The sequence below is a fragment of the Frigoribacterium sp. CG_9.8 genome, assembly GCF_015751965.1.
Classification (GTDB): domain Bacteria; phylum Actinomycetota; class Actinomycetes; order Actinomycetales; family Microbacteriaceae; genus Lacisediminihabitans.
Genome location: NZ_JADOVH010000009.1, coordinates 1 through 23,558, shown reverse-complemented (window position 1 = coordinate 23,558; position 23,558 = coordinate 1). Strand labels below are relative to the sequence as shown.

Below are 23,558 nucleotides of genomic sequence, written 5' to 3'. Positions count from 1 at the left end.
CATAGCTACAATCACCACAGACCCCATACCGGCATCGGCGGCAAATCACCCATCGACCGCGTACACAACGTCAATGGGAAGAACACCTAGGCAACTCATAGGAACGCTGCGGCCAACCTCCCGACACAGCACATTCACACCTGTGACTGAATCGGGGAATCGATGCCTTTTAGCGAATCTGCACCGTTCGCAGCGGCACGCCGGTGGGCACTCATGGCTTGCTCAACGGGAGCCCTTGCTACGGCTATGGTGGTCCTCGGGCCGCTGTCGCTTATCGGTCCAGCGGAGGCTCGCTCCCTGCAGATCGGGCTCACTGGGGTAGTCCCCACTGACGTGTCCACTGTTTCTCCGATCACTGTGGGCGCAGCAGCGCACTGGGTGTTACGCCCGTCAATTCTCTATGTCGTGCCGCCCACGGTTGGGGGTGCAGCCCGTTACCCGCTCATCGCTCTGCCCGGTCATCCAGAAGTCGGTGCGTACGACTTTGCAGCCCACGGCTTCGTTTCCGCGTTGGCCCAGCGAGTGGACGCTCTCGCTCGGGCTGCAGCGGAGCTGAAAGCCGAGCAGGAAGCCGCAGTTGTGGCTGCAGTGCACGCAGCCGCTGAGGAGGCTGCAGCGCAGGCTGCAGCTGATGTCGCAGCCAGGGCGGTGCTTGGCTTCGTGCAGCGGGTCTGGACCAGTGGCTTCCAAAATGAGATCAACATGTGCCGCGGAGCCGTCGACGTGACCGCCATCTACCTAGTGCGGGTGATCGCAGAGCACAGCAGTTGCGGCGGAAGTCGATTTCCGAACGCTGCGGGCGCTATCGTCACCATCACTGGACTGGATGCCGGCCGTTACCGCGTGATCGGGGTAGTCGCTCGACTCAACGGCGAGGTCGACCATGCCGAGGACATACCGCGCGGCTATGACCTGCTCTACCAGACCTGCGTCAACGGCTTCATCGACATGCGGTTCACAGCGCTTGAGCGAATCGGGTAGCGATCCGGATTCTGCAATGGGCATTGTGCGATCCGGATTCTGCGATGGGCATTCTCGGCCGGGTATTCGGCACCGCAAGTGCGATGCTCCGAGGGAAGATGAGCTAGCCCACCGACCGACGGCGTGCTCGTTGGTGGTGTAGGAGGTCGGCTTCACGCCCTCGTCTCCTGTGTGAGTTCTGTCAGGGGGCGGCTTCGCATCTCTAGGACCGTCAAATGCATGCAATGTTGACACTCGGATCGGCGTGCAGGCCAGCGCGGTCAGGCCAGTGCATGCAGGCCAGTGCGGTCAGGCCAGTGCGAGCAGTGCGGCAGCGACGAGCGCGAGCACGAGTCCGATCACCTGCACGGGAGCGATCCGTTCGCGCAGCACAATCGCGGCGAGGATGATCGTGCCGGCGGGGTACAGCGCCGTGAGCACGGACTGGATGGTGAGTTCGCCAAGACGCAGGCCGAGCAGCAGCAGCGCATTGGCGATCGCGTCGGTGACGCCGGCGATGATCGCGAGTGCGACTCCCGGCTTCCACCCGCCGATCGCCGGTGGGATGGCTCCGTGTCGATGCGCCCAGAGCGCGCCAACCGCGATCGTGCCAAACATCACCACGGCATTGACGGCCCGACTCACCACGAGAGGCACCAGTCCGGAGTCATCCGGAGTCAAGTCGATCAGAATAAGAAATACGCCGATCAGCGCGCCAGCACCAATCGCCATCGACAGTGCCTTGAGCGATGGCCGCACCGCCTCCCTGCCCGGCACGAACCCCACGAGTACGACGGCCACCAGCGCCACGACGATGGCGATATTGCCGAAAACGTTCGACCGCTCTCCGCGCAGAACGCCAGCGAGAACCGGCACCACGGCCGAGATCACCGCAGTGAGCGGGGAGAGGATGCTCATCGGTCCGATTGCGAGACAGGCGTAGAGCAATACGACCGCGAGCGCACCCGTGATGCCGGTGATAGCGCCGATGAGCACCGCCTTCGTCGACCAGACGCTCGGTACGATGCCCAGACCGGCCACAAGTACTGCAAGACCGGATAGCCCGCCGATCGCGGTGACCCGCACGACGCTGATCCGTTTTGCGGCCATGCCCCCGGCGAAATCTGCTGATCCAAAAATGAGCGCGGCAACGACGCCGATGAACACAGCGAGCACGGTGCACCTTTTCTGGTGGAAGACCTCAACGGTAGCGGGAACTGCCAGTGACCATTTGGTGACCGCCCTTCCGCCGATAGTGCGGCAGCGACTAAGGTGCACATTGTCCCCCGATAAGGGGTGGACCTGACCGTCTGTGTGTGACATGCCCCCCAAGGAGACCCGAGCAGCCATGGCACTTACCCGTTCCCGTCGATTCGCTTTCCCGGCGATTGCGCTGGCCGTCGCACTCGGCATCCCGACGCTTGCCGCTTCTACTGCTACTGGCGCTGCTACTGCCGCCGATACCCCGGTCGCCATCGACATCCTCAGCTTCAACGACTTCCATGGCCGCCTCGAGGCTTCGTCGCCAGCAGCGGGCGCGGCTGTGCTCGGTGGGCTGGTGAAGTCATTCCGGGCGGCCAACCCGAACACCCTGGTCGTCTCGGGGGGAGACTCCATCGGGGCGTCCACGTTCACGAGCTTCATTCAGAAGGACCAGCCAACGATCGATGCCCTGAACGCGATCGGAGTCGACGCAAGCGCCATCGGCAACCACGAACTCGACCAGGGGCAGGCCGACCTCGAGAGCCGCGTGATCCCGGCAACGAACTATCCACTACTCAGCGCCAACATCTACAACAGGAGTACAGGCCAGCCCGCGTTCCCGCAGTACGCACTCAAGCAGGTCAGCGGTGTCACCGTCGGCTTCATCGGCGCGACGACGGATGAGACACCCTCGCTGGTGAACCAGGCCGGGGTCGCGAACCTCGAGTTCCGCGATATCCCCACCGAGGTAAATCGGGTGGCCGACCAGCTCAGCGACGGCAACGCGGCAAACGGTGAGGCTGATGTCATTGTGCTTACAATGCACGAAGGCGCAGCGGATGCCACCCTCGCGAGTGCCACCGGTGACTCTGCGTTCGGTGCAATCGTTACGACGGTGGACGCCAATGTCGACGCGATCGTGTCCGGTCACACCCACCAGGCCTACAACTGGCAGCTGCCGATCCCGGGTACCGACCGCACTCGTCCGGTGCTGCAGGCGGGCAAGTATGGCGAGAGCTATGGCCACCTCTCCCTCTCGGTCGATCCAACGACGAAGGCGTTGCTGGCAATCAGCTCAGAGGTCAAGCCACTCTTCGGTGCATTCGCCCCGGACTCTACGGTTTCCACGATCGTCGCCGCCGCCGTGGCCGCAGCGAAAGACCAGGGCTCGGTGCCCGTAGGCGAGATCACCGCCGACTTCGCGCGGGCGCGTCAGAGGGATGGGACCACAGAAAACCGCGGCGGGGAGTCCCCGCTCGGCAACTTCGTGGCCGACGTGCAGCTGTGGGCCACCAACGGTAAAGCCCAGGTAGCGCTGATGAATCCGGGCGGTCTTCGCACCGACCTCACCTACACCGCCAGTGCAAACACGCCAAATGATGTCGACGGTCGCGTGACCTACCAGGAGGCCGCGAGCGTGCAGCCCTTCGCCAATACCCTTGTGACAAAGACGCTCACCGGTGCTCAGCTCACGCAAGTGCTCGAGGAGCAGTGGCAGCCGGCCACCTCCACCCGTCCATTCCTCAAGCTCGGCGTCTCCCAATCGCTCAAGTATCGGTACAATCCGACGGCGGCCGCCGGCAGCCACATCACCGGCGTCACGGTGGATGGTGCGCCCCTCATGCCAACGGATTCGGTCTCTGTTGTGGCGAACTCCTTTCTCGCCTCTGGCGGTGACAACTTCATGACACTAGCCAAGGGAACGAACGCCGGTGACACCGGCAAGATCGACCTGCAGAGCATGGTCGACTACTTCGTCGCGAATCCCGTCGCATCCCCCGACTACGCGCAGCGTGCCGTTGGTGTCACTCTCTCGTCTGCCGCTGCCACCGCCATCACCACTGCCTCACCGGGTGACGCGGTGACCCTCGGACTCTCATCGTTGCTGTTCTCGAACGGCGAGCCGAACTCCGGCACCGCGACCGTGAGCGCCGGGGGTGTTGTGCTCGGCCAGGCAACCATCGATCCCGCGATCGTAGACACGAGGGATGAAACCGGCCGGGCATCCGTCGAGGTCACCATCCCGACTGGCACACCCGCGGGCACACTGGTGCTGACGGTCGCTGTGCCGCAGACCGGTACCACGATCGACGTGCCGCTCACCATCACCGTGCCACCCATCACCGCGGTGGATGTCCCGGCGATCAGCGGCACCGCCAGGGTCGGCCGCACTCCCGCGGCGACTCCGGGCAGCTGGAGCGTCCCCTCGCCGGAGGTCACCTACCAGTGGAATCGCGCGGGGGTACCCATCGACGCAGCACAGGCCGCGACCTACACGCTGGTGCCAGCGGATGCCGGAGCAGCGATCACCGTCTCGGTCACCGCTACCGCGCCGGGCTTTTCTCCCGGGGTTGCGACCTCCGCATCCGAGATGGTGGATCGTCTCTCATCCTCCACCCACGCCCGCATCGACCGCGTACTGCAGCGCTCTGACTCTGCGGTCCTGTACCGGATCGTGGTCGCCGGAGCGGCACAGGGCCGCAGCCTGATGCCGACCGGCGACGTTGTCATTCGAGATGGGAGCATGGTGCTCACCACCGTGACCTTGACCTCCGGCGACAGGGGCCGGGTCACGGTGACGCTGCCGAAGCTCAGCCGCGGCATCCATCTGCTCACCGCCACCTACAGCGGCAACACGCAGCTGATGGAATCTACGTCGGCTCGCTCACCGGTGTTCGCCTTCTGACAGTAGCTAGGCTTACTAGGTGGAATTCGCCTATCACCGCCTCGCCCGAAGTTCCCCCGCCTATCGCTGGTGGAAGCCGCTCGTCACCGGATTGATCGCTATAGGCTTCTTCATCGGTTTCACGATCGTGCTTGTCATCCTGTTCCTCGTGTCGACGCTGGTCTTCCCCGAGGTGCGTCCGGTGCTTGAGGCCCTGCTCACCACCGGTGAGATCGATAACAGTCTCCCGGTGGTTCTGGCGTTCACGCTGTCATCCATCGCGGTCATGCTGCCCTCGATCTGGCTCGCTCGCCTCATCACGGGTCCGCGTCCGGTGGGTCTGCTGTCGTCGATTGCCGGCCGACTGCGCTGGCGGTGGATGGCGCGGCTCATCCTGCCCGTGATCATTGCCTACGGCGCCTCGACCCTGTTGTCGGTGCTCGTGCTTCCCGTGCTGACCGATGAGTCGATCCCGCCCGTTGTCGTGTCGTCGAACACCTGGATCACGGTGCTCGTGGCTGTGCTGTTTGTGCCTCTGCAGGCGACCGCCGAGGAATTCGTCTTTCGCGGGTACCTCGCTCAGATGATCGGCGGCTGGCTGAAGCATCCACTGTTTGCGATCCTGCTGCCGGTACCGCTCTTCGCCATCGGCCACCAGTACGACGTGTGGGGAATGATCGACGTTTCCGCTTTTGCCGTGGTGGCCGGATGGCTGGTGTGGCGCACGGGCGGGCTCGAGGCGGCCATCGTCGCCCATGTAATCAACAACACGGTGATCTTCATCATCGGTGCTTTCGGCCTCGTCGACGTGAACTCCACGACGGGCAGTGGTCTCTCGGTCGTGATCTCCGTTCTTACGCTGGCACTGTATGCCTGGCTCGTGATGCGCTCGGCCAAGCGCTTCGGTCTCGAACGGATGCGGATTGTCACGCTGCCTCCACCGCCGGACCCGCAGAGCATCGTGATCAGCGAGGGCGATGCCGAGAGCGCTGTCACCCCCCAAGGCTAGAATTTTGGACAGTGGAGTGCAACGCCACAGATGAGGGGCTGAACGGTGAGCTGGAGTGCGGACATCCCCTGGGATCCGGACGACCTCGAGCCGCCGGATGAGTTCGAATACGAGCCCCCCTCTCGCGCAGGCATGCCAGCTGAAGACCGCGGGCCGATACGAGCCTCGTCTTCCCAGTACTCCAGTTCGAGTGATGCACTTCATACGGTGTTCGGGTACGACAACTTTCGTGGGGACCAGGCCGAGATCATCCAGCAGGTCATCGACGGCGGTGACGCTCTCGTACTCATGCCCACCGGCGGTGGCAAGTCGCTGTGCTATCAGATTCCCGCACTTGTGCGTGAGGGCACCGGGGTGGTCATCTCGCCGCTCATCGCCCTCATGCAAGACCAGGTGGATGCGCTCTCCGCTGTCGGTGTACGCGCGGCGTTCCTCAATTCCACCCAGGACCAGGAACAGCGCCGGGGGGTGGAGCGCGCGCTCCTGAATGGTGAACTCGATCTGCTCTACCTTGCGCCCGAACGGCTGCGGGTCACAGCCACCATCGACTTGCTCGACCGCGCGTCGATCTCTCTCTTCGCCATCGATGAAGCGCACTGTGTCTCGCAGTGGGGCCACGACTTCAGGCCCGATTACCTGCAACTGTCGATGTTGCACGAGCACTGGCCACGCGTGCCACGCATTGCGCTCACCGCGACGGCAACGGAGCAAACCCACCTTGAGATCCAGAAGCGACTGCAGCTGAGCGATGCCAGGCACTTCGTCGCGAGCTTCGATCGACCGAACATCCAGTACCGCATCGCCGCCAAGAATGCACCGCAGCAGCAGCTACTCGAATTGCTGCGCAGCGAGCACCCGGGGGACGCCGGCATCGTCTACTGCCTGTCCCGGGCATCCGTTGAGAAAACAGCCGAGTTCCTGATTCAGAACGGCACCTCGGCCCTGCCGTACCACGCGGGTCTCGATTCACGGGTGCGAGCGGCGAACCAGTCCAGGTTCCTGCGCGAAGACGGCATCGTGATGGTCGCTACCATCGCATTCGGCATGGGTATCGATAAGCCGGATGTGCGCTTCGTCGCGCATCTCGACCTTCCCAAATCGGTCGAGGGCTACTACCAGGAGACCGGGCGTGCCGGTCGGGATGGCCTGCCGTCCACAGCGTGGCTTGCGTACGGATTGCAGGATGTGATGCAGCAGCGTCGCATGATCGACGGCTCAGAGGGGAATGCCGAGCACCGTCGCCGACTCGGCCAGCATCTCGACGCGATGCTCGCGCTGTGCGAGACCGTGGAGTGTCGCCGAGTGCAACTGCTCGGGTATTTCGGTGAGACATCTACAGCCTGCGGCAACTGCGATACCTGTCTCGCCCCGCCAGAGTCGTGGGACGGCACGGTGCCGGCACAGAAGCTACTTTCGACGATCGTGAGGCTGCAGCGCGAGCGCAACCAGAAGTTCGGAGCAGGACAACTCGTCGACATCCTGCTTGGTCGCAGCACTGCGCGCATCACCCAGTACGACCATTCCTCCCTGTCGACCTTCGGAATCGGCGGTGAACTCTCTGATCAGGAGTGGCGCGGCGTCGTGCGCCAGTTGCTGGCGCAGGGGCTTCTTGCGGTGCAGGGTGAGTACGGAACGCTCATTGTGACCGAGTCAAGCGCGAGGGTACTCGCGGGGGATCGGTCGGTGATGTTGCGCCGGGAGCCAGAGCGCGCATCACGGCCGGCCAAGACCCGCCGTTCTGCCGCCGTCGAGCTGCCCGCGGGGGCATCCCCGGTGTTCGAGCGACTGCGGGCCTGGAGGGCTGCTGAATCGAAAGAGCAGGGGGTTCCTGCCTACGTCATCTTCCACGATGCGACACTGCGCGAGATCGCAACCGCCACGCCAAACACCCTCGCCGAACTCGGCACGATGAGTGGCGTCGGCGAGAACAAACTCGCCAAGTATGGTGAGGCGATTCTCGAGGTGCTCGCCTCGTAGCCAGCGCGGTGGCGCGTTGGTGCGATAGTGCGGTGGCTCGATTAACGCGACTGCCGGTTTTTGTATGGGCGAGGCTCACCCTTCACGATCGGCGCTCGGCCCGTGCCCTTCGATGCCTTGGCCTTGCCGCCGGGTGGCGCAGCAGGGGCGGGCGGGCGATCATCAAATTCCGCGAGCTCGATGTGGGCCTGCTCGAGCAGCGCCATTCCGGCACTGGTGAGGGTGGTCGACCCCTGTCGGCGATCGAAGAGATCGGCTCCCACCTGCGCCTCGAGTGCCCGAATGGATGAGTCAAGCCTGGCACGCGAGATGCCGAGCGAATCGGCGGCGCGAATAAAATGCAGTTCCCCGGCGACCGCCACGAAATGCCGCAGATGGGTGATTTTCACGCACAGCTCCTCGGTTCCCGCCTGTTGCGGCGGATGCCTTCAGGGTACGCGGCCTGTGCCGTGCGCGGGATGACGCGGTGTGAAGCTCCTTCGGTGCACACAACCTCCGTGGGAAGAACACCTAGGCTCGAAGAATGCGCAGCTTCTATCCCGAGATCGAACCCTATGACTCCGGACTCCTGGATGTCGGAGACGGTCAGAGCATCTATTGGGAGACGTCAGGTAATCCCGACGGTAAGCCCGCCGTATTCCTGCACGGCGGTCCCGGCGGCGAGACTCAGCCGAACCATCGCAGGCTCTTCGACCCGGCGAAATACCGAATCGTTCTGCTCGATCAGCGCGGCTCGGGTCGGAGCCTCCCACATGCGAGCGACGCCGATATCGACCTGAGTGCACACACCACTTGGCATCTTGTCGACGACCTCGAGTTGCTGCGTCAGTACTTGCGGATCGAACGCTGGCTGGTCTTCGGCGGTTCGTGGGGCAGCACCCTCGCTTTGGCTTACGCGGAGACCCACCAGAGCAGGGTCTCTGAGCTCGTGCTGCGCGGCATCTTCACCCTGCGCAAATCCGAGCTCGACTGGTTTTACGAGGGTGGTGCCCAGGCGGTGTTCCCGGATGCCTGGGAGGGATTCCTCGCCCCGGTTCCGATCGGCGAGCGGAATACGCTTATTCAGGCGTACCACCGACTTCTCAACGATCCGGATCCCGCGGTGCACGGACCCGCTGCTGTCGCGTGGTCGATCTGGGAGGCATCCACCATCACCCTGCTGCCCCGGCCAGACGTCGTATCCGTATTCGCTGACCCGCGTTACGCGCTGGCCTTCGCGCGAATCGAGAACCATTACTTCGTCAACCGCGGGTTCTTCGACGAGGGCCAACTGATCCGGGATGCCAGCACGCTTGCAGACATTCCCGGGGTGATCGTCCAGGGGCGCTATGACATCTGCACTCCGGCTGTGACCGCCTGGGATCTGCACCGAGCATGGCCCCAAGCAGAATTTGTGATGGTGCCTGATGCCGGCCACGCGTTTGACGAGCCGGGCATTCTGTCCGCGTTGATCGACGCTACGGACCGCTTTGCGGGGTAGCAGCCCCACCAGCCTCTGAGGCGAGCAGCTCTTCCTCCCGGTTACGCGAGACTCCGCTGAGTCGGAGGGTTGCCAGGAATCCGAGTACCAGAAACCCTGCGGCCGAGAACGCTGCAACTTGCGTTGCGTCGCTGAAGGCGATGCGAGCATCCTCTGCAATCGCCGGATTCTGCTTTGCTAGGCCCGGGATTGCTGCACCGGCGCTATCGACTACGGCGTTCACGATCTGCGCGCGCTCGGCATCGGGCAGGTCAGAAAGGCGGGCATCAAGGGTCGTGCCAGCGGAGGTGAAGAGGATCGTGCCGAGGATGGCGATGCCGAGGGCCGACCCGATCTGGCGCGCTGTGCTGGAGGTTCCAGATCCCTGACCGCTCGCCTCGATCGGCACATCTTTGAGCACCACGCCGGTGAGTTGGGCGGTGGCAAGCCCGACGCCGAATCCGTAGACGAAGAGGAACGGCACGATCACCAGCCAGGTAGCGCTCGCCGAGATTACGAATCCCAGGCCAGCGACACCGATTACTTCGGCCACAAGCCCCACCCGCACGATTGTGACAGGGGAGACCCGATTGCCGAATGCACCGGCGAAGCCGCTCGCGACGAAGGATCCGATAGCGAGCGCCAGCAACACCAGGCCGGTCTGTAGGGCGTTGTATCCGAGCACGTTCTGCAGCCAGAGCGGGAGGGAGAGGATGATGCCGAATTCGCCGAGGGAGACGATCAGCGCGGCGATGTTGCCGTTGCGGAACGACGGAATGCTGAAGAGGCTGAACGCGAGGAGGGTGGTCTTGCCGACACGCTGGCGGTGGAGGCCCCACGCCACGAATCCGATGCCGGCGACGACTGTGATCGCAAACGCGATCGGGATCACCGAGATCTCGAACGGCCAGATCCAGTCGCCGAACTTCGGTGCCGTATTGGTGAGTACCCACCCGTACGTGCGGCCCTCGATGAGTCCGAAGACAAGCGTCGCGCTCGTCACAATCGAGAGGATCGCCCCGACGACATCGATGCGTCTCACATCAGTGGCCTTCGATTCGATCACGAAGATCAGGGTGCCGATGATGATGAGGATGCCGAACGGAATATTGATACCGAATGCCCAGCGCCAGGAGAAGAAGGTGGTCAGCCAGCCGCCCAGCAGCGGACCGACCGCGACCATTCCGCCGATCGTTGATCCCCAGACGGCGAACGCGATGCCGCGCTCCCGGCCGCGGAAGGTGGCGTTGATGATGGAGAGGGTGGTGGGTAGGACCATCGCACCGCCGATGCCCTGGATCACCCGGGAGCCGATCAGCAGATCTCCAGTCTGGGCGAACGCGGCGAGGATAGACGCAAGGGCGAAAATCGTGACGCCGATGATCAGCACCCGTCGTCGCCCGTAGCGATCGGCAAGCGTGCCGAAGACGAGCAGCAGAGCCGCGAAGACCAGCGTGTAGCTCTCCTGCACCCACTGCACCTGGGTGGAGGTGATCGAGAGGTCCTTGATGATCGACGGTATCGCCACATTCACAATCGTCGAGTCGACGATGATGAGCGCGACGGCGATGCTGATGAAGACGAGACCCGCCCAGCGGCGTCGGGCAGAGCCCGCAGCGGCGTCACTCACGCGGGAATAACCTTTGGATCCGAGCCACTCGTCCCGCGAACCGGTGTGCTTCGAAGTCGCAGGATGCCGGTGATCGCGATCACCACCACGACAGCGCTGATAGCGGTGATGGCGGCCGGCATAGACGGCAGACCGCCGGTGAGGCGGGCGACCGCCAGCCAGGCGAGTCCCCAGGAAAGGGAGATGGCTGGCGTGAGCCGCCCCCTGCCGATAACTGCCAGGATCACTCCCACGAGACCGGCGACAGCCACGATCACTACGGCCCAGGCATCCGCTCCCAGTCCGAAGCCGCGGAAGCCGGAGGCCACGAGAAGCGCCGTGACGTTGGCGGCGGTCGCCAAACACACCCAGCCGAGGTAGAGGCCGACCGCGCCATCGGCGACGATCGTCTCGATGAGGTTCTTCGGGCGCGAGGACAGCGTGATTCGGAAGGCCCAAACCAGAACCGCGAGCAGTGCGACGATGATCGGCACGCTCGCGGCGAGGAATCCGAACTGGATGCTGAGGATCCAGGCCGCATTAAGAATCAAGGATGCGGCAATCGGGTAGCCGAGTCGCCGCTGACGCTCGTCGTCCCGCTGGCGCGGCAGGGACTGCCAGACCGCATAGGCGAGCAGGCCGATGTAGATGGGAGTCCAGATTGCGAATGCTGGACCGCCGGGCGCGATCGGGGTGGCATCCGCTGCGAGTGCACCGCCCGCGGCATCCGCAATCGGAGTGCCGCCTGCTGCCCCGGATCCGATGAAGGCACCGACCACGGCGACAATGGCACTCACCAGAACGACGGACTGCCGCACCGTCTCTCGCAGCTCGGTCATCGAGGGCTCCTAAATTATCAGCCAGCTGAGTAGTTTACGATAGCCCTAAAGATGACGACATGAAAGATGCGACGCGATGACCGATCCGGTCGAAATGCAGGCCTGGCCGACGGGCCGACTACTGTCGACAGCCGCGCGACTCGTCGAGCATGCCTGGGTCGAAGCCCTCGAACAGCGCGGATTGGCCCACGCCGGTCTGATCGTGCTGCACGTCCTGGGGGCGGGTGCACTCAGTCAGACCGAGTTGGCCAAGGCCGCGCGGGTCGAGGTGCAGACGATGTCCCGAACCCTTGAACGCCTTGAACGCGAGGGTTACGTCGCCCGCCGCAAGCACCCTGCTGATGGTCGTCGCCATGTTGTCACACGCACTCCGGCGGGAGCGTCAGCGTGGGAATCCGCACGAACGCTTGAGGCCGACCTGTTTCCGAGCATCTCCGACAATGTGGCAATGCGTGCCGCGCTGCTCGAGATCATCGAGGCGACCGCCGCCGACCGCTGGCAGGTCGAATAATCCGCGTACCACAGGCGGGAAAGAGCGCAGGGCCGGAGCGGCAGGTCAGACGTTGGCCTGGGCCGCGGCGGCTTCCTGCTCAGCGAGCTTCTTGTGCACCTCGACCATGTCAAGACCCTTCACAGCATCAATGACTTCGTCAAGTGCCGGTGCGGGGAGCGCGCCCGGCTGCGAGAACACCAGGATCCCGTCGCGGAACGCCATCAGCGTAGGGATCGACGTGATCCCAGCGGCGCTCGCGAGAGCCTGCTCCGCCTCGGTGTCGACCTTGCCGAAGGTGATGTCGGGATTCTTCTCGCTGGCGGCCTCGTAGATCGGGGCGAACATCTTGCATGGGCCGCACCAATCGGCCCAGAAGTCGACAAGGGTGATCCCGGAGGAGGAAACCGTCTCTTCAAAGGCATCCGTGGTCAGAGTGAGAGTAGACATGTCGGGGTAAACCGCCTAGTAGGTGTTCATATTCCCACTGCGTCACCGATTGTGAGATTCCTACAAGGGATGTCGACCTGTCGCCATGCCTTTCGTGCCTGGCGCACCACCTCCTTTGCGGGTCACGGCGTTGATCGTACTGTCGAAGATAGGCCCTCGAAGGCCCTCCGGATGAAAGGGCGATTCGCCATGACCAACCTCGCCGACCGCATCTCCTCTGTTTCCCCCACCGCATCCCGGCCCACGGCAGCCCGGTCCACCGCATCTCGGCCCACGGCATACCAACCAGCCGGCGCGCCGACAGACACGTCTGGCGAGCACATCGACACCTCCTGGCTGGGCGAATATCTGCTTGGCACCTGGGCGGATGCGCGCCGGGAATCCCGCACGCTCATGAAAGACAGCGCATTCCATCGTGACGACAGCCTCGGCCTCGATGCCCAACGAACGCGAGTGCTTGGCCAGTTGAAGTTGCTTGTCGAGTCCGGATCCGTGCTCAAGGCCTTCCCCTCTGCTCTCGGTGGCGCTGATGACCACGGCGCCAACATCGCCTCCTTCGAAGAGATCGTCACGGCCGATCCGTCTCTCCAGATCAAGTCCGGCGTGCAGTGGGGACTCTTTGGAGCGGCCGTGCTCCACCTCGGCACCCAGCGTCACCATGAGAAGTTTCTTCCCGGCATCATGAGTCTCGAGGTGCCCGGTGCGTTCGCGATGACCGAGACCGGCCACGGATCGGATGTCGCGGCTATCGGAACCACGGCAACGTACGACGAGGCCACGCAGGGGTTCGTGATCGACACCCCGTTCCGCGCCGCCTGGAAGGACTACCTCGGCAACGCCGCACTGCACGGCATCGCCGCCGTCGTGTTCGCCCAGCTCATCACGAAGGGCGTCAATCACGGGGTGCACGCCTTCTACGTGCCGATCCGCGACGAGAATGCCTTCCTTCCCGGCATCGGTGGTGAAGACGATGGGCTGAAGGGTGGGCTCAACGGTATCGACAACGGCCGGCTGCACTTCACCGGTGTTCGGGTGCCGCGCGAGAACCTGCTCAATCGCTACGGCGACGTCGCGGCGGATGGCAGCTACAGCTCCGACATCGAGAGCCCCGGCCGCCGCTTCTTCACCATGATCGGCACTCTCGTGCAGGGGCGCGTCTCGCTCGACGGGGCATCCGTCGTCGCCTCAAAGCTCGCCCTCTTCATCGCAATCACCTACGCCTCGCAGCGCCGTCAGTTCACCGCTGCGGATCCGACCAAGGAAGAGGTGATCCTCGATTACCAGCGCCACCAGCGGCGCCTGCTGCCGAAGCTCGCCACGACCTACGCCATGTCCTTTGCGCACGAGAAGCTACTCGCCGTTTTCGACGGCGTCTTCTCCGGAGCGCGCGCCACGGATGCCGACCGCGAAGATCTCGAGACTCTTGCTGCCGCCCTCAAATCGCTCAGTACCTGGAACACGCTCGAGATTCTCCAGGAGGCCAGAGAGGCCTGCGGCGGCGCCGGATTCCTTGCCGAGAACCGCCTCACCCAGCTGCGCGCAGACCTCGATATCTATGTCACCTTCGAGGGTGACAACACCGTGCTGCTCCAGCTCGTGGCCAAGCGCCTGCTCACCGACTACTCGCGCAAATTCACGGAGGCGGATGTTGCAACAGTGGCCGGCTACGTCGCCGGGCAGGTGAGTGACGCGGCCGTGAATCGCTCGGGCCTGCGTAAGCTCGCTCAGAATGTCGCCGACTTCGGCTCGACGGCACGGTCGGTGGGGTTCGTGCGCGACGCTGAATCCCAACGCCAGTTGCTCACCGACCGGGTTGAGACGATGATTGCTTCCCTCGCCGGGCGGCTGCGCACCGCCAAGAAGGCATCGCCGATCGAGGCAGCGGCGATCTTCAACACCAACCAGAACGAGCTGATCGAAGCGGCAATCGCGCACGCCGAACTGCTGCAGTGGGAGGCCTTTACCGAGGCGCTCGACGCCATCTCCGACCCGAAAACGGCGGAGGTCACCACCTGGCTTCGCGACCTGTTCGGCTTCGGGCTGATCGAGAAAAACCTCGCCTGGTACCTCATCAATGGCCGGCTCTCTGCTCAGCGGGCTGCGGCGATCACCGACTACATCGACGATCGCCTGCTGCCGCGCCTTCGACCGCACGCGCTCGACCTCGTGACTGCCTTCGGCTTCGAGCCTGAGCATGTGCGGGCGGCGGTCGCCTCCGGTGCGGAGCGCGAACGGCAGGATGAAGCAGCGAGTTACTTCCGCGCTCGCCGTGAGGCCGGGCAGGAACCGATCGCAGAAAAATCGCTCAAGAAGACCCGCTAGCTGTACTGCTGGCGAGGGGCGTTTCTTCCCAGCTGCAGGTCAGTCCCGGGCGACCGGCTCGACGTCAGTGACCGCCAAGAGCTCGATAATCTCAAGGGATTCCGCGACCGGGTGTGCCGCCGCGACCGTGGCATCCACAAATCCCTGCGTGCCTTCGATGCGCGGGTCGAGCCAATCATTCCAAAGCTCGGGGGGCAGCAGCACCGGATTTCGGTCGTGGATGTGCGCGAGGCGAGGCACGGAGTCCGCGGTGAGAATCGTGGTCGTCAGAGTCCAGAGCCCCGGATCGTCGTCGAGCGAGTGGTCCTTCCACCAGGAGTAAATACCGGCGAAGGCCAGTGATTCGCCCGCGGGTGCCCGCAGGTAGAACGGCGTCTTTTTCTTGGTGACCGCATCGGTCTGCCACTCGTAGTAGCCGGTCACCGGGATGAGTGCCCTCTGCGACCGGATCGCAGATTTGAATGAGGCCTTCCCGGTGATGCCCTCGCTGCGGGCGTTGAAGGTGGAGATCTTCATCTTCAGGGTCTTCGACCAGTTGGGGGTGAGCGACCAGCGCGCGAGTTCGAGGCGCCGAACCGGCTCGGGTGCGTCCACCATCGACTCGAGCACGACCGCGATCCGGTCGGTGGGGCGGATGTTCCATCCCGGCCGCCAATTACGAAAGTCTCCGCCGACCGCCACGAACTCTTCGATCAGGTCGTCGGTGCTCTTGTCCATCGCGAAGCGTCCGCACATGACTAAGAACGTACCGCGAAGACCGGAGCAGGGCCACGGCAGCGCGACTGCGGTCGGCCGCAGAGCTGGCTTGCCGTTAGGGATTCGTTAGTGTTTGCGCCCCGCACGTAAGGAGGTCATGAGGATTCACCGTGGTGCTCTGCAGAAGGTATCTACTCGAATGTTGTGCCTCAGCGGCATCGCGGCTCCCCGGTGGGCGCGTGTGAACGCAATTCGAACGGAGTTCCTGTGCTTGACATTGTGTATGTGCTCGTCGCCGCCGCCGCGTTCGCGGTGGCCGGTGTCGTTGCCTGGGGGGTCGAGAAGCTGTGATCGTCTTCAGCATCATCGCGGTCATCCTCGCTATCGCTGCCCTCGTCTATTTGGTTTACGCCCTCATCACACCGGAAGCCTTCTGATGGATGTGCTGTTCGGCATTCTGCAGATCCTCACAGCCGCGGTCATCCTCGTGCTGCTTTACCGGCCACTCGGTGACTATATGGCCCGTACCTTCACCTCCACGAGAGACCTCAGCCTCGAGCGCGGGTTTTATCGACTCATCGGTGTGGATGCGGCGTCCGAGCAGAGCTGGCGCTCCTACCTGCGCAGCGTGCTCGTCGTATCGATCGTCGGGGTGGTCTTCGTCTACCTGCTCCAGCGACTTCAGGCAGTGCTTCCTTACTCGCTCGGATTTCCCGCGATACCGGAGGGACTGTCGTTCAACACGGCGGCGTCATTCGTCACCAACACCAACTGGCAGTCCTACTCGCCCGACGTGACGATGGGGTACACGGTGCAGCTCGCTGGTCTTGCCGTGCAGAACTTCGTCTCCGCTGCTGTCGGCATCGCGGTCGTGATCGCCCTGGTGCGCGGCTTCGCCCGTCGCAGGTCGGGCACGATCGGCAACTTCTGGGTCGACCTCACCCGGAGCATCCTGCGCCTGCTCCTGCCGATCGCCTTCGTCTCGGCGATCGTGCTCATCATCGGGGGTGTGATCCAGAACTTCAACGGCTTCTCGACCATCTCGACGATCACCGGTGCGACCCAGTCCGTGCCGGGCGGACCGGCAGCGTCGCAGGAGGCGATCAAGCTGCTCGGTACTAACGGTGGTGGCTTCTTCAACACGAACTCCGCGCATCCATTCGAGAACCCCACACCCTGGACCAACGCCTTCGAGATCATCCTGATGCTCGCCATCCCCTTCGCCCTGCCGCGTACCTTCGGCCAGATGGTGGGGGATAAGCGTCAGGGCAACGCGATCGTCGCGGTGATGGTGTCGATGTTTGCCGTCTCGCTCACCGCACTGACGCTCTTCGAGACCCTCACCGGCGGTGCGGGGACCCGACTCGCCGGGGCGGCAATGGAGGGCAAGGAGCAGCGTTTCGGCATCTGGGGCTCGACTCTGTTCGCGACGACCTCCACACTGACGTCGACCGGTGCAGTCAACTCCATGCATGACTCGTTCACCTCCCTCGGCGGAATGATGACGATGTTCAACATGATGCTGGGCGAGATCGCACCCGGCGGGGTCGGATCCGGGCTCTACGGCATGCTCATCCTTGCCATCATCACGGTGTTCATCGCCGGCCTGCTGGTCGGCCGCACGCCGGAGTACCTCGGCAAGAAGATCGGTCCGCGCGAGATCAAACTCGCGAGCATCTACATCCTGATCACTCCGAGCATCGTGCTTGCCGGCACCGCACTGAGCTTCGCGATCCCGGCCGTAAACGCGGACGTTCTCACGACTTCGATCTTCAACCCCGGGCTTCACGGGCTCTCGGAGGTGCTCTAAGCATTTACCTCGGCGGCCAATAACAACGGCTCTGCATTCGCCGGGCTCACCGCCAACACTCCATGGTTCAACACCGCTCTCGGTGTGGCGATGCTGCTCGCCGTTTTCCCCGCCCTCCTCCGTGCGGTTCCGATCGTCATCCAACTTGCACTCGGCGCAATGGCCTTCGCCCTGGTGCTCGGGTTGCTCGTGGCCCTAGCCAGAATTTCGAATTTCAAGACCCTACGCGCGATCGCCGTCTTTTTTGTAGAGATCATTCGTGGAACTCACTCCTGGTTCAGCTTGTTTATATCTTCTTCGTGCTCCCAAGCGTCGGAATCAACATCGACCCGGTGCCAGCTGGCATCCTGGGTCTGGGCCTGAACTACGCCGCGTACCTGTCGGAAGTGTTCCGTTCTGCCATCCTGTCGGTCGAACACGGCCAAACCGAGGCCGCACTTTCATTGGGTTACACGCCCACGAAGACACTGTGGAAAATAGTCATCCCACAGTCGTTCGTGGTCTCCCTCGAGCCCATCGGCAACTACTTCATCGCCATGGTGAAGGTCACCGCGCTTACCTCGGTGATCGCGGTGACCGAAATCCTCAAGACAGCGAACATCCTCAACAGCCAGACCTTCCAAACCACCGCGATTTACACAGCCGCTGCAATTCCCTACCTCATCATTAGTCTCCCGCTGTCCCGAATCGTCGTGCTCCTCGAACGAAAGGCGCGATCCCTTAGCTGAAGAGACAATAATCAAGGTGCAGAGGGTGCATAAGACCTTCGTGTTCGAGACGAAAGCGAGCTTGTGGGGCCGCGTCCGCGGCCGCACAGACGAGATCAAACGGGTCGAGGTTCTCAAAGGCGTCGACTTCACTGTTGCCCGCGGAGAAACTGTCGTGATTATCGGATCGAGCGCCTCGGGCAAATGCACCCTCCTGCGCTGCATCAACAAGCTGGAAACCATCGAGAGTGGGCGTATTTATGTCAACGACCACCTCATCGGGTACCGGGAACAAGACGGCAAGCTGGTCGACGAGAAGGCCTCCATCACGGCCATGAAACGCACGGACATCGGTATGGTGTTTCAGCACTTCAACCTGTTCCTCAACAAGACCGCGCTTGGCAATGTTATGGCCCCGCTCCGCGACGCGAAGAAGCTATCCGCTACCGCCGCCAAAGCGATCGCGGTGCCGAACCTGGAAATGGTGGGACTCGTCGACAAACTGGATACCTACCCCAGCAAGCTCTCCGGCGGGCAGAAACAGCGTGTGGCGATCGCCCGCGCCCTCGCCATGGAACCCACTGTCACGCTCTTCGACGAGCCAACCTCAGCGCTCGACCCGGAGCTAGTCGGCGAGGTCTTGGCCGTCATCAAAAGAATCGCCCAGCTCGGTACGACAATGGTGATCGTCACCCACGAGATGCAGTTCGCCCGTGAGATGGCGAATCGCATCGTGGCGATGGACCAAGGACTTATCGTCGAAGAGGGTCCTCCCGAGGTGATCTTCACGAACCCCCAGCACGACAAGACACGCGCCCTGCTGAGTCGATCGGGGACAGCACAGCGGGGCTCTGAGGACTGACCGTCAATTACTGGCACGTCACCGAGTCAACTGAACTCGGGGCGGTACCAACGCATCCTTTCACCAGAAAGAAAGCGGCACGAAACCCGGGACGGTTCAAGGTGAATCGCTCTGGGTTTGATGGAGACTCGCGCTAGTTGATTTCCACCAGGTTAGTAGCGGTGGTTTGGCCAGCATAGAACGTCTGCTCGAACTCGGCGGGTGGGACGTCGCCGAGGTAGCCGTGGAGGCGCCAGGTGTTGTGCCAGTGGACCCATCCGAGAGTCGCGAGCTCGAGGTCTTCAACCGTCCGCCACGGGCCGGGGCGTGCGGGTCCGCGGACGAGTTCGGTCTTGTAGTAGCCGTTCACCGTCTCTGCGAGGGCGTTGTCATAGCTGTCGCCGACAGAACCAATCGACGGCGTGGCTCCGATCTCGCGCGAGGCGTTCTCCGTAGCGAATCGACGTGAATTGACTGCCGGCATCGCTGTGGCAGCGAAGATCTGCGTGGTGAGCACCGCGACCCCAACGGGCGATCTCGATCGCGTCGAGGACCATCTCGGTGCGCATGTGTGACGCGCACCGCCACCCCACGATCATCCGCGAGAACGCGTCGATGATGAAGCACACATAGGCGACGCCCGCCCAGGTCGGGACGAACGTGAGGTCCGTGACGTAAGAGCCGGTTCGGGGCAGTCGCAGTGAACTCCCGCTTCACCAGATCCGGGTGCCTCCACGACATCGGATCAGGCCGCGTCGTCTTCACGCGCTTTGTCCGGGTCGCGCCCTCGATCCCCGCAGCGCGCATCAGCCGGCCGGTCTGGTCGCGGCCGATGTCGTGTTCGGCCCGCCGGGCGGCCTTCCAGAGCTGGCGGACCCCGTAAACGGAATAGTTCGTCTCCCAGAGCGTCATCAGTTCCGGGGTGAGGGTGGCGTCGGTGACCGCCCGCGCCGACGGCGCGCGGTCCTTCGCGGCGTAGTAGGCACTCGGAGCCACCTGCAACAAGCTGCAAATGGGCTCGACTCGAAAGGGGGCGACCTTGGACGACATCGTTCTTGTTCGCATCGATGAACGCGACTACTTCCGGTGTTGGCGGCCCGGCTCCGCCCCGAAGAAAGACGCTGCTCTCTTCAGAATTTCGTTGGCCCGCTTCAACTCATGGACCTCCTGCTCGAGCTCCCGCAGCTTCCACGCTTCGCGCTGTAGTCACGCCCGTGACGTTACCGTCGTCGACGTCAGCCTGCTTGACCCACATCCTGACCGACTCGATCCCGTAACCGAGCTGGGCCGCAACCCTCTGGACCGTCCCGTGCTCGGTCCCGAGCTCCGCACGTAGCGTCCTCACCATCCGGACCGCAGCAGCCTTCTCCTCCGGCGAATGCCGACGTGTCGTCGGCTTCCCAGATCCTTGATTCGACACCATGACTCCATCCTCGTTTCCAAGGTCAGCAGTCTCCAACAAACCCAGGGCGCGCCAAGCGGTGGAGGCAACAGGGGTTATTTTCTTCTTCGAGATTAGCTTGCTGAGCTGGTCGGCCGGTCGCTCACACGGATTTGCGGCCGCGGCCGGACATGGTGCGTGCGAGCCACCCAATGATCGCGATGACCAAGAGGATGGCGCCAATCCAGAGCAGGAACTGGAAAGCCTGAACAAAACCACCGACAAGAAGAAGGACAACCGCGATCATGGCGACGATAACAAAAAGATTCATGTGATGTTCCCTTGGTATGGCGAGAAACAGTGGCGCTACCGGGTTCTTGGGCAATAAGTGCTTCGCCTCTGAGTCAGCCTAAGAATTGTGCCGATGTCAAACCTCAGGGGGTGCACTCTCCGCGACTAGGCATCAGTTGCAAGCGTTGGTGGCTGTTCGAGTCGGGAGTGCAGGGCTGCGAGGATGCGGGCGATGTCCATGGCGATGGCGGTCGCGGCGCCCATCGATGTCGCTGGCGCAGGGTCACGCCGTTCGTCCAGTTCGGTCATGAGGGACGTAAGCGCGTCCGCCGCGGCAGAATACGCCGTCAGGTCCGTTTTTCCCGAATCCCAGTCGCGGAGCACCGCAGCCACCGCGTCAAGGGCCAGGCTCAGCGACGGGCGCAGCTCCGGTTTCAGCTCGATGTCGACCGGGGTGCTCCACACCGCCCCGGTAAGGACATATGTGAGATCGCGCACGTGGAAGGTGACGGTTTCGAGGGCAGCTAGATCGTCGTAGTCAGCGTTCAGGTCTCGGTGGTGGATTCGAGCCCGCGGATTGGCTTTGCGGCTTTCGTCGGCATAGTGCAGCGCGGCCCGCACGTCGCGGGAGACGCTGACGACGGTGTCAGCGCGGGATGCCCAGCTGTCGTGCTCCGGCGGCCAGCTCTCGGCCAGGACTTTGGCGACCTCGGACAGATGATCCGCCAGCACCGAGCGATAGTTTGAGAGCTGACGGCCGACGGCGTCGAGGCTGAGCGCGGGAAAGATCAACATGTTGATCAGAAGCCCGACCACAATCCCGAAGCTGACTTGCGAGAGGTATCCGATGGAATATGCGTCGGCGTTCGGGCCGCCCACGATGAGCACGAACAAGACGGTGACCGGGATGTATTCGCGGTTAGCGCCTAACCACCCGGTGGCAGCGATCAGCGAACCGACGCCGACGGCCACCGAAATGGTCACTACGTTCGGCGCACTGACGACGAGCACTGCCGCGGCGAGCAGAATCCCGACGGCAAGGCCGCCGAGGGTTTGCAGGGCATTTCTCAGCGAACCCATGAGCGTGGGGTACATGCTCACGAGGGCGCCGAGCGGAGCGTAGTAGGGGTAATCGTCGGCGACCCCGGGCAAGTACGGCGCGACAGCCCAAGCAAGGCCCACGGCGACGGCGGCTTTGGCCGCCTGCAGCATGCGTGCCCTGGTTATCTGCGATTTCACCCGCCACGCTGTTCTTTTCACTGGTGCCAGCGTGATGCCTGTCATTGTGTTCCCATTTGATCACAGTACCCACGGGGCGCTCTTTGCCTCGATACTGTACCGGCCGGACCGTGGAATCTCCCGGTAATCGTCGGCGCACTAGCCGGACGGCCATATGTGGCCCACCACTAACGACAGCCGGTTAGTGCCCCAAGGATGATGCGGAGGTCTACAAAGGAGCGAAGAATCAACCGAACCTTTGATGAGACTGTAGGGTCCGCTTCGGGGCGCGTCAAGGAGTCAATCAAACGGGGGGCAGTCCCGAAGGATCCATATATCGTCTGGGCTTGATGTCGGCTTGGATGAACCACCTCCGCAGCGTCTCAGCGTCGCTGTTGAAGTTGGGCGGGAGGGCGCAGCACGCGACCCACATCGACGGGGAGTTGATCAAACCGTTACGCGTCATCCGAGGAGCTCGGTCGCGAAGATCTGTCGGGCGTTGGCTGGGTAGATCCGAAATTTTTCGCCAGAAAGAAGACGACAGGAAATAAGGAACGCATCAATCTGGTTGGAGCCGGGACGGAGTTTGGGCAGGACGCTGCGAAGGCAGAGCAGGGGGGGCAAAGCTCTGCACTGCAGCGGTGCAGGGCCCTACCCCGCCCGCACCAAATGTCGACGGTCGGCGCCGTTCTGGCAACTCGCGGCTCCGGTGCGCGAATGCTTACGGCGTGTCGGATCTCGTCCTGCGTGGGGAAGTCATCGAAGCCCCGCTTCCGGACCGATCCCCAGCGAGCCCGACTCCGAGCAGAAGAACGCCACTGGCCAGGTGTAGAAAATGGTCCCCGGTGTTCAGGGCCAGGATGTTGAGGGTCGAGTCCACGATGAAGAACCCGACGATCCCGAGAAGCAGGTACACCGCGCCGACGAGCGTGTTCACAGCCTTCGCCGCAGACACGTTTGAGAGACCACCAATCAGCAGGACCGCACCGATGAGCAGGTGAACAATGTTGTGCAGTGGGTTGAGCTCGAAGATTCCGAGGAGAAAACCACCCTTCATCGCGGCAAACCCGACGCCGGAAGTCGCGGCAAAGCCGATCAGACCGGTGAGGAGATACACGGCCCCGAATATTGTTGCAACCAACCTGTTGGGTGATTTAGTCATTGTGATGTCTCCTTTAGATTCCACGGTTCACACGTGCGTTGATAACTGTTCGGAGTTCCCGCTTTCTCGAGTCAGTATCGAACTTTGACACTTTTCTGTGCAAACATCATTTCTCTCGACGCGTAGCCCTACTGAGGTTTCTCCGAAAGGTGCCGCATTTCTCGACGGTCTGCTGCCCGAGGAATTCGAAGCGAACTACTTCGCTGGTAAAGCTGGCCCGTCAGCCGACGACGCCGCCAACAAAACGGCGGCCTGAGACCTCGGACGGTTCACGGCGGTCGTGTTGCCTCGCATCGTGCCAGCTTTCCACAGGACAGCAGACGGGAGCAGCTAACCGAGCCAGGTTCAATCGCTGAACTTACTTCAGTGGGATCCAGTGGGATCCAGTGGCATCCAGTGGGCTCCAGTGCGCTCCGGTAGTGGGTCTACTTGACCGCACCCGCGGGGCGCGCGTAGGTTGAAGGTGTTG

The 23,558-nt window shown here is 63.0% G+C and carries 20 protein-coding genes and 2 pseudogenes; 13 read left to right on the top strand and 9 right to left on the bottom strand.

Annotated features, from left to right (window positions below; translation table 11 throughout):
• The first annotated feature begins 213 nt into the window (after positions 1–213).
• Positions 214–981: a hypothetical protein gene (locus IWX88_RS13660; protein ID WP_196831169.1), complete on the top strand. Its 768-nt coding sequence runs from the start codon at positions 214–216 to the stop codon at positions 979–981.
• Between the two features lie 288 nt (positions 982–1,269).
• On the opposite strand, the gene IWX88_RS13655 is transcribed toward IWX88_RS13660, so the two are convergent.
• A complete protein-coding gene (locus IWX88_RS13655) occupies positions 1,270–2,136 on the bottom strand; it encodes a DMT family transporter (protein ID WP_196831167.1) in 867 nt (288 codons plus the stop codon).
• A 172-nt stretch (positions 2,137–2,308) separates the two neighbouring features.
• Between IWX88_RS13655 and IWX88_RS13650 the strand changes: the two genes are divergently transcribed.
• The 3 genes from IWX88_RS13650 to recQ all read left to right on the top strand — a co-directional run bounded on the left by IWX88_RS13650 (position 2,309) and on the right by recQ (position 7,814).
• Complete coding sequence (locus IWX88_RS13650) at positions 2,309–4,849, top strand: 5'-nucleotidase C-terminal domain-containing protein (protein WP_196831165.1); 2,541 nt, start codon at positions 2,309–2,311, stop codon at positions 4,847–4,849.
• Between the two features lie 19 nt (positions 4,850–4,868).
• On the top strand, positions 4,869–5,837 hold the full coding sequence (locus IWX88_RS13645) for a type II CAAX endopeptidase family protein (protein WP_196831163.1): 969 nt from the start codon (positions 4,869–4,871) through the stop codon (positions 5,835–5,837).
• Positions 5,838–5,969: 132 nt separating this feature from the next.
• Positions 5,970–7,814: a DNA helicase RecQ gene (recQ, locus tag IWX88_RS13640; RefSeq protein ID WP_196831173.1), complete on the top strand. Its 1,845-nt coding sequence runs from the start codon at positions 5,970–5,972 to the stop codon at positions 7,812–7,814.
• 41 nt (positions 7,815–7,855) lie between these two features.
• Here the strand turns inward: recQ and IWX88_RS13635 are convergent, their stop codons facing one another.
• The gene (locus IWX88_RS13635; RefSeq protein ID WP_196831161.1) at positions 7,856–8,203 is read right to left on the bottom strand and encodes a LysR family transcriptional regulator; all 348 of its coding nucleotides are present in this window, start codon (positions 8,201–8,203) and stop codon (positions 7,856–7,858) included.
• 134 nt (positions 8,204–8,337) lie between these two features.
• On the opposite strand from IWX88_RS13635, the gene pip reads away from it, so the two are divergent.
• The gene (gene pip / locus IWX88_RS13630) at positions 8,338–9,294 is read left to right on the top strand and encodes a prolyl aminopeptidase (protein WP_196831160.1); all 957 of its coding nucleotides are present in this window, start codon (positions 8,338–8,340) and stop codon (positions 9,292–9,294) included.
• Here the strand turns inward: pip and IWX88_RS13625 are convergent.
• Positions 9,272–10,903 carry an MFS transporter gene (locus IWX88_RS13625; protein WP_196831159.1) on the bottom strand — a complete coding sequence of 544 codons (1,632 nt, stop codon included), beginning with the start codon at positions 10,901–10,903 and terminating at the stop codon, positions 9,272–9,274. The genes pip and IWX88_RS13625 overlap by 23 nt on opposite strands.
• Positions 10,900–11,721 (bottom strand): tryptophan-rich sensory protein, encoded by an 822-nt coding sequence (locus IWX88_RS13620; protein ID WP_196831158.1) that lies wholly within the window; start codon positions 11,719–11,721, stop codon positions 10,900–10,902. Before IWX88_RS13620 ends, IWX88_RS13625 begins: the two co-directional genes overlap by 4 nt.
• Positions 11,722–11,797: 76 nt before the next feature.
• On the opposite strand from IWX88_RS13620, the gene IWX88_RS13615 reads away from it, so the two are divergent.
• The gene (locus IWX88_RS13615) at positions 11,798–12,232 is read left to right on the top strand and encodes a MarR family winged helix-turn-helix transcriptional regulator (RefSeq protein WP_196831157.1); all 435 of its coding nucleotides are present in this window, start codon (positions 11,798–11,800) and stop codon (positions 12,230–12,232) included.
• A gap of 45 nt (positions 12,233–12,277) precedes the next feature.
• Here IWX88_RS13615 and trxA read toward each other — a convergent pair whose 3' ends face one another.
• Positions 12,278–12,661: a thioredoxin gene (trxA, locus tag IWX88_RS13610; RefSeq protein ID WP_196831156.1), complete on the bottom strand. Its 384-nt coding sequence runs from the start codon at positions 12,659–12,661 to the stop codon at positions 12,278–12,280.
• Positions 12,662–12,850: 189 nt separating this feature from the next.
• Here trxA and IWX88_RS13605 point away from each other — a divergent pair, with 189 nt between their 5' ends.
• Complete coding sequence (locus IWX88_RS13605; protein WP_196831155.1) at positions 12,851–14,983, top strand: acyl-CoA dehydrogenase; 2,133 nt, start codon at positions 12,851–12,853, stop codon at positions 14,981–14,983.
• A gap of 39 nt (positions 14,984–15,022) precedes the next feature.
• On the opposite strand, the gene IWX88_RS13600 is transcribed toward IWX88_RS13605, so the two are convergent.
• Positions 15,023–15,718, bottom strand: coding sequence for an SOS response-associated peptidase (locus IWX88_RS13600; RefSeq protein ID WP_231369314.1), 696 nt, complete (start codon positions 15,716–15,718; stop codon positions 15,023–15,025).
• Positions 15,719–15,883: 165 nt separating this feature from the next.
• Here IWX88_RS13600 and IWX88_RS13990 point away from each other — a divergent pair, with 165 nt between their 5' ends.
• From IWX88_RS13990 to IWX88_RS13580, 5 genes and pseudogenes are all read left to right on the top strand, one after another.
• Positions 15,884–16,030: a hypothetical protein gene (locus IWX88_RS13990; protein ID WP_231369313.1), complete on the top strand. Its 147-nt coding sequence runs from the start codon at positions 15,884–15,886 to the stop codon at positions 16,028–16,030.
• Positions 16,027–16,116, top strand: coding sequence for a potassium-transporting ATPase subunit F (locus IWX88_RS13595; RefSeq protein ID WP_196831152.1), 90 nt, complete (start codon positions 16,027–16,029; stop codon positions 16,114–16,116). Before IWX88_RS13990 ends, IWX88_RS13595 begins: the two co-directional genes overlap by 4 nt.
• Positions 16,116–17,654, top strand: a pseudogene (gene kdpA / locus IWX88_RS13590) (potassium-transporting ATPase subunit KdpA); the annotation flags it as partial. The gene IWX88_RS13595 and the pseudogene kdpA, both read left to right, overlap by 1 nt.
• Positions 17,552–18,217: an amino acid ABC transporter permease gene (locus IWX88_RS13585; RefSeq protein WP_370568375.1), complete on the top strand. Its 666-nt coding sequence runs from the start codon at positions 17,552–17,554 to the stop codon at positions 18,215–18,217. The pseudogene kdpA and the gene IWX88_RS13585, both read left to right, overlap by 103 nt.
• 25 nt (positions 18,218–18,242) lie before the next feature.
• Positions 18,243–19,058 carry an amino acid ABC transporter ATP-binding protein gene (locus IWX88_RS13580; protein WP_370568374.1) on the top strand — a complete coding sequence of 272 codons (816 nt, stop codon included), beginning with the start codon at positions 18,243–18,245 and terminating at the stop codon, positions 19,056–19,058.
• A gap of 133 nt (positions 19,059–19,191) precedes the next feature.
• Here IWX88_RS13580 and IWX88_RS13575 read toward each other — a convergent pair.
• A pseudogene (locus IWX88_RS13575) lies at positions 19,192–20,460 on the bottom strand (IS3 family transposase).
• Between IWX88_RS13575 and IWX88_RS13570 the strand changes: the two are divergent.
• The gene (locus IWX88_RS13570) at positions 20,459–20,806 is read left to right on the top strand and encodes a hypothetical protein (RefSeq protein ID WP_196831150.1); all 348 of its coding nucleotides are present in this window, start codon (positions 20,459–20,461) and stop codon (positions 20,804–20,806) included. The pseudogene IWX88_RS13575 and the gene IWX88_RS13570 overlap by 2 nt on opposite strands.
• Positions 20,807–20,874: 68 nt before the next feature.
• Here the strand turns inward: IWX88_RS13570 and IWX88_RS13565 are convergent, their stop codons facing one another.
• Entirely contained in the window at positions 20,875–21,948 is a 1,074-nt protein-coding gene (locus IWX88_RS13565) for an FUSC family protein (RefSeq protein WP_196831149.1), read from the bottom strand.
• Between the two features lie 700 nt (positions 21,949–22,648).
• Positions 22,649–23,089, bottom strand: a complete 441-nt coding sequence (locus IWX88_RS13560) for a DUF4383 domain-containing protein (RefSeq protein WP_196831148.1) — start codon at positions 23,087–23,089, stop codon at positions 22,649–22,651.
• Positions 23,090–23,558: the final 469 nt, after the last annotated feature.

Coding starts and splice junctions, on each gene's coding strand:
- IWX88_RS13585 (WP_370568375.1), top strand. CDS start 17,552: ATGGTTCAACACCGCTCTCGGTGTGGCGATGCTGCTCGCCGTTTTCCC.
- IWX88_RS13615 (WP_196831157.1), top strand. CDS start 11,798: ATGACCGATCCGGTCGAAATGCAGGCCTGGCCGACGGGCCGACTACTG.
- pip (WP_196831160.1), top strand. CDS start 8,338: ATGCGCAGCTTCTATCCCGAGATCGAACCCTATGACTCCGGACTCCTG.
- IWX88_RS13560 (WP_196831148.1), bottom strand. CDS start 23,089: ATGACTAAATCACCCAACAGGTTGGTTGCAACAATATTCGGGGCCGTG.
- IWX88_RS13660 (WP_196831169.1), top strand. CDS start 214: ATGGCTTGCTCAACGGGAGCCCTTGCTACGGCTATGGTGGTCCTCGGG.
- IWX88_RS13570 (WP_196831150.1), top strand. CDS start 20,459: ATGACTCCATCCTCGTTTCCAAGGTCAGCAGTCTCCAACAAACCCAGG.
- IWX88_RS13620 (WP_196831158.1), bottom strand. CDS start 11,721: ATGACCGAGCTGCGAGAGACGGTGCGGCAGTCCGTCGTTCTGGTGAGT.
- trxA (WP_196831156.1), bottom strand. CDS start 12,661: ATGTCTACTCTCACTCTGACCACGGATGCCTTTGAAGAGACGGTTTCC.
- IWX88_RS13605 (WP_196831155.1), top strand. CDS start 12,851: ATGACCAACCTCGCCGACCGCATCTCCTCTGTTTCCCCCACCGCATCC.
- IWX88_RS13650 (WP_196831165.1), top strand. CDS start 2,309: ATGGCACTTACCCGTTCCCGTCGATTCGCTTTCCCGGCGATTGCGCTG.
- recQ (WP_196831173.1), top strand. CDS start 5,970: ATGCCAGCTGAAGACCGCGGGCCGATACGAGCCTCGTCTTCCCAGTAC.
- IWX88_RS13600 (WP_231369314.1), bottom strand. CDS start 15,718: ATGTGCGGACGCTTCGCGATGGACAAGAGCACCGACGACCTGATCGAA.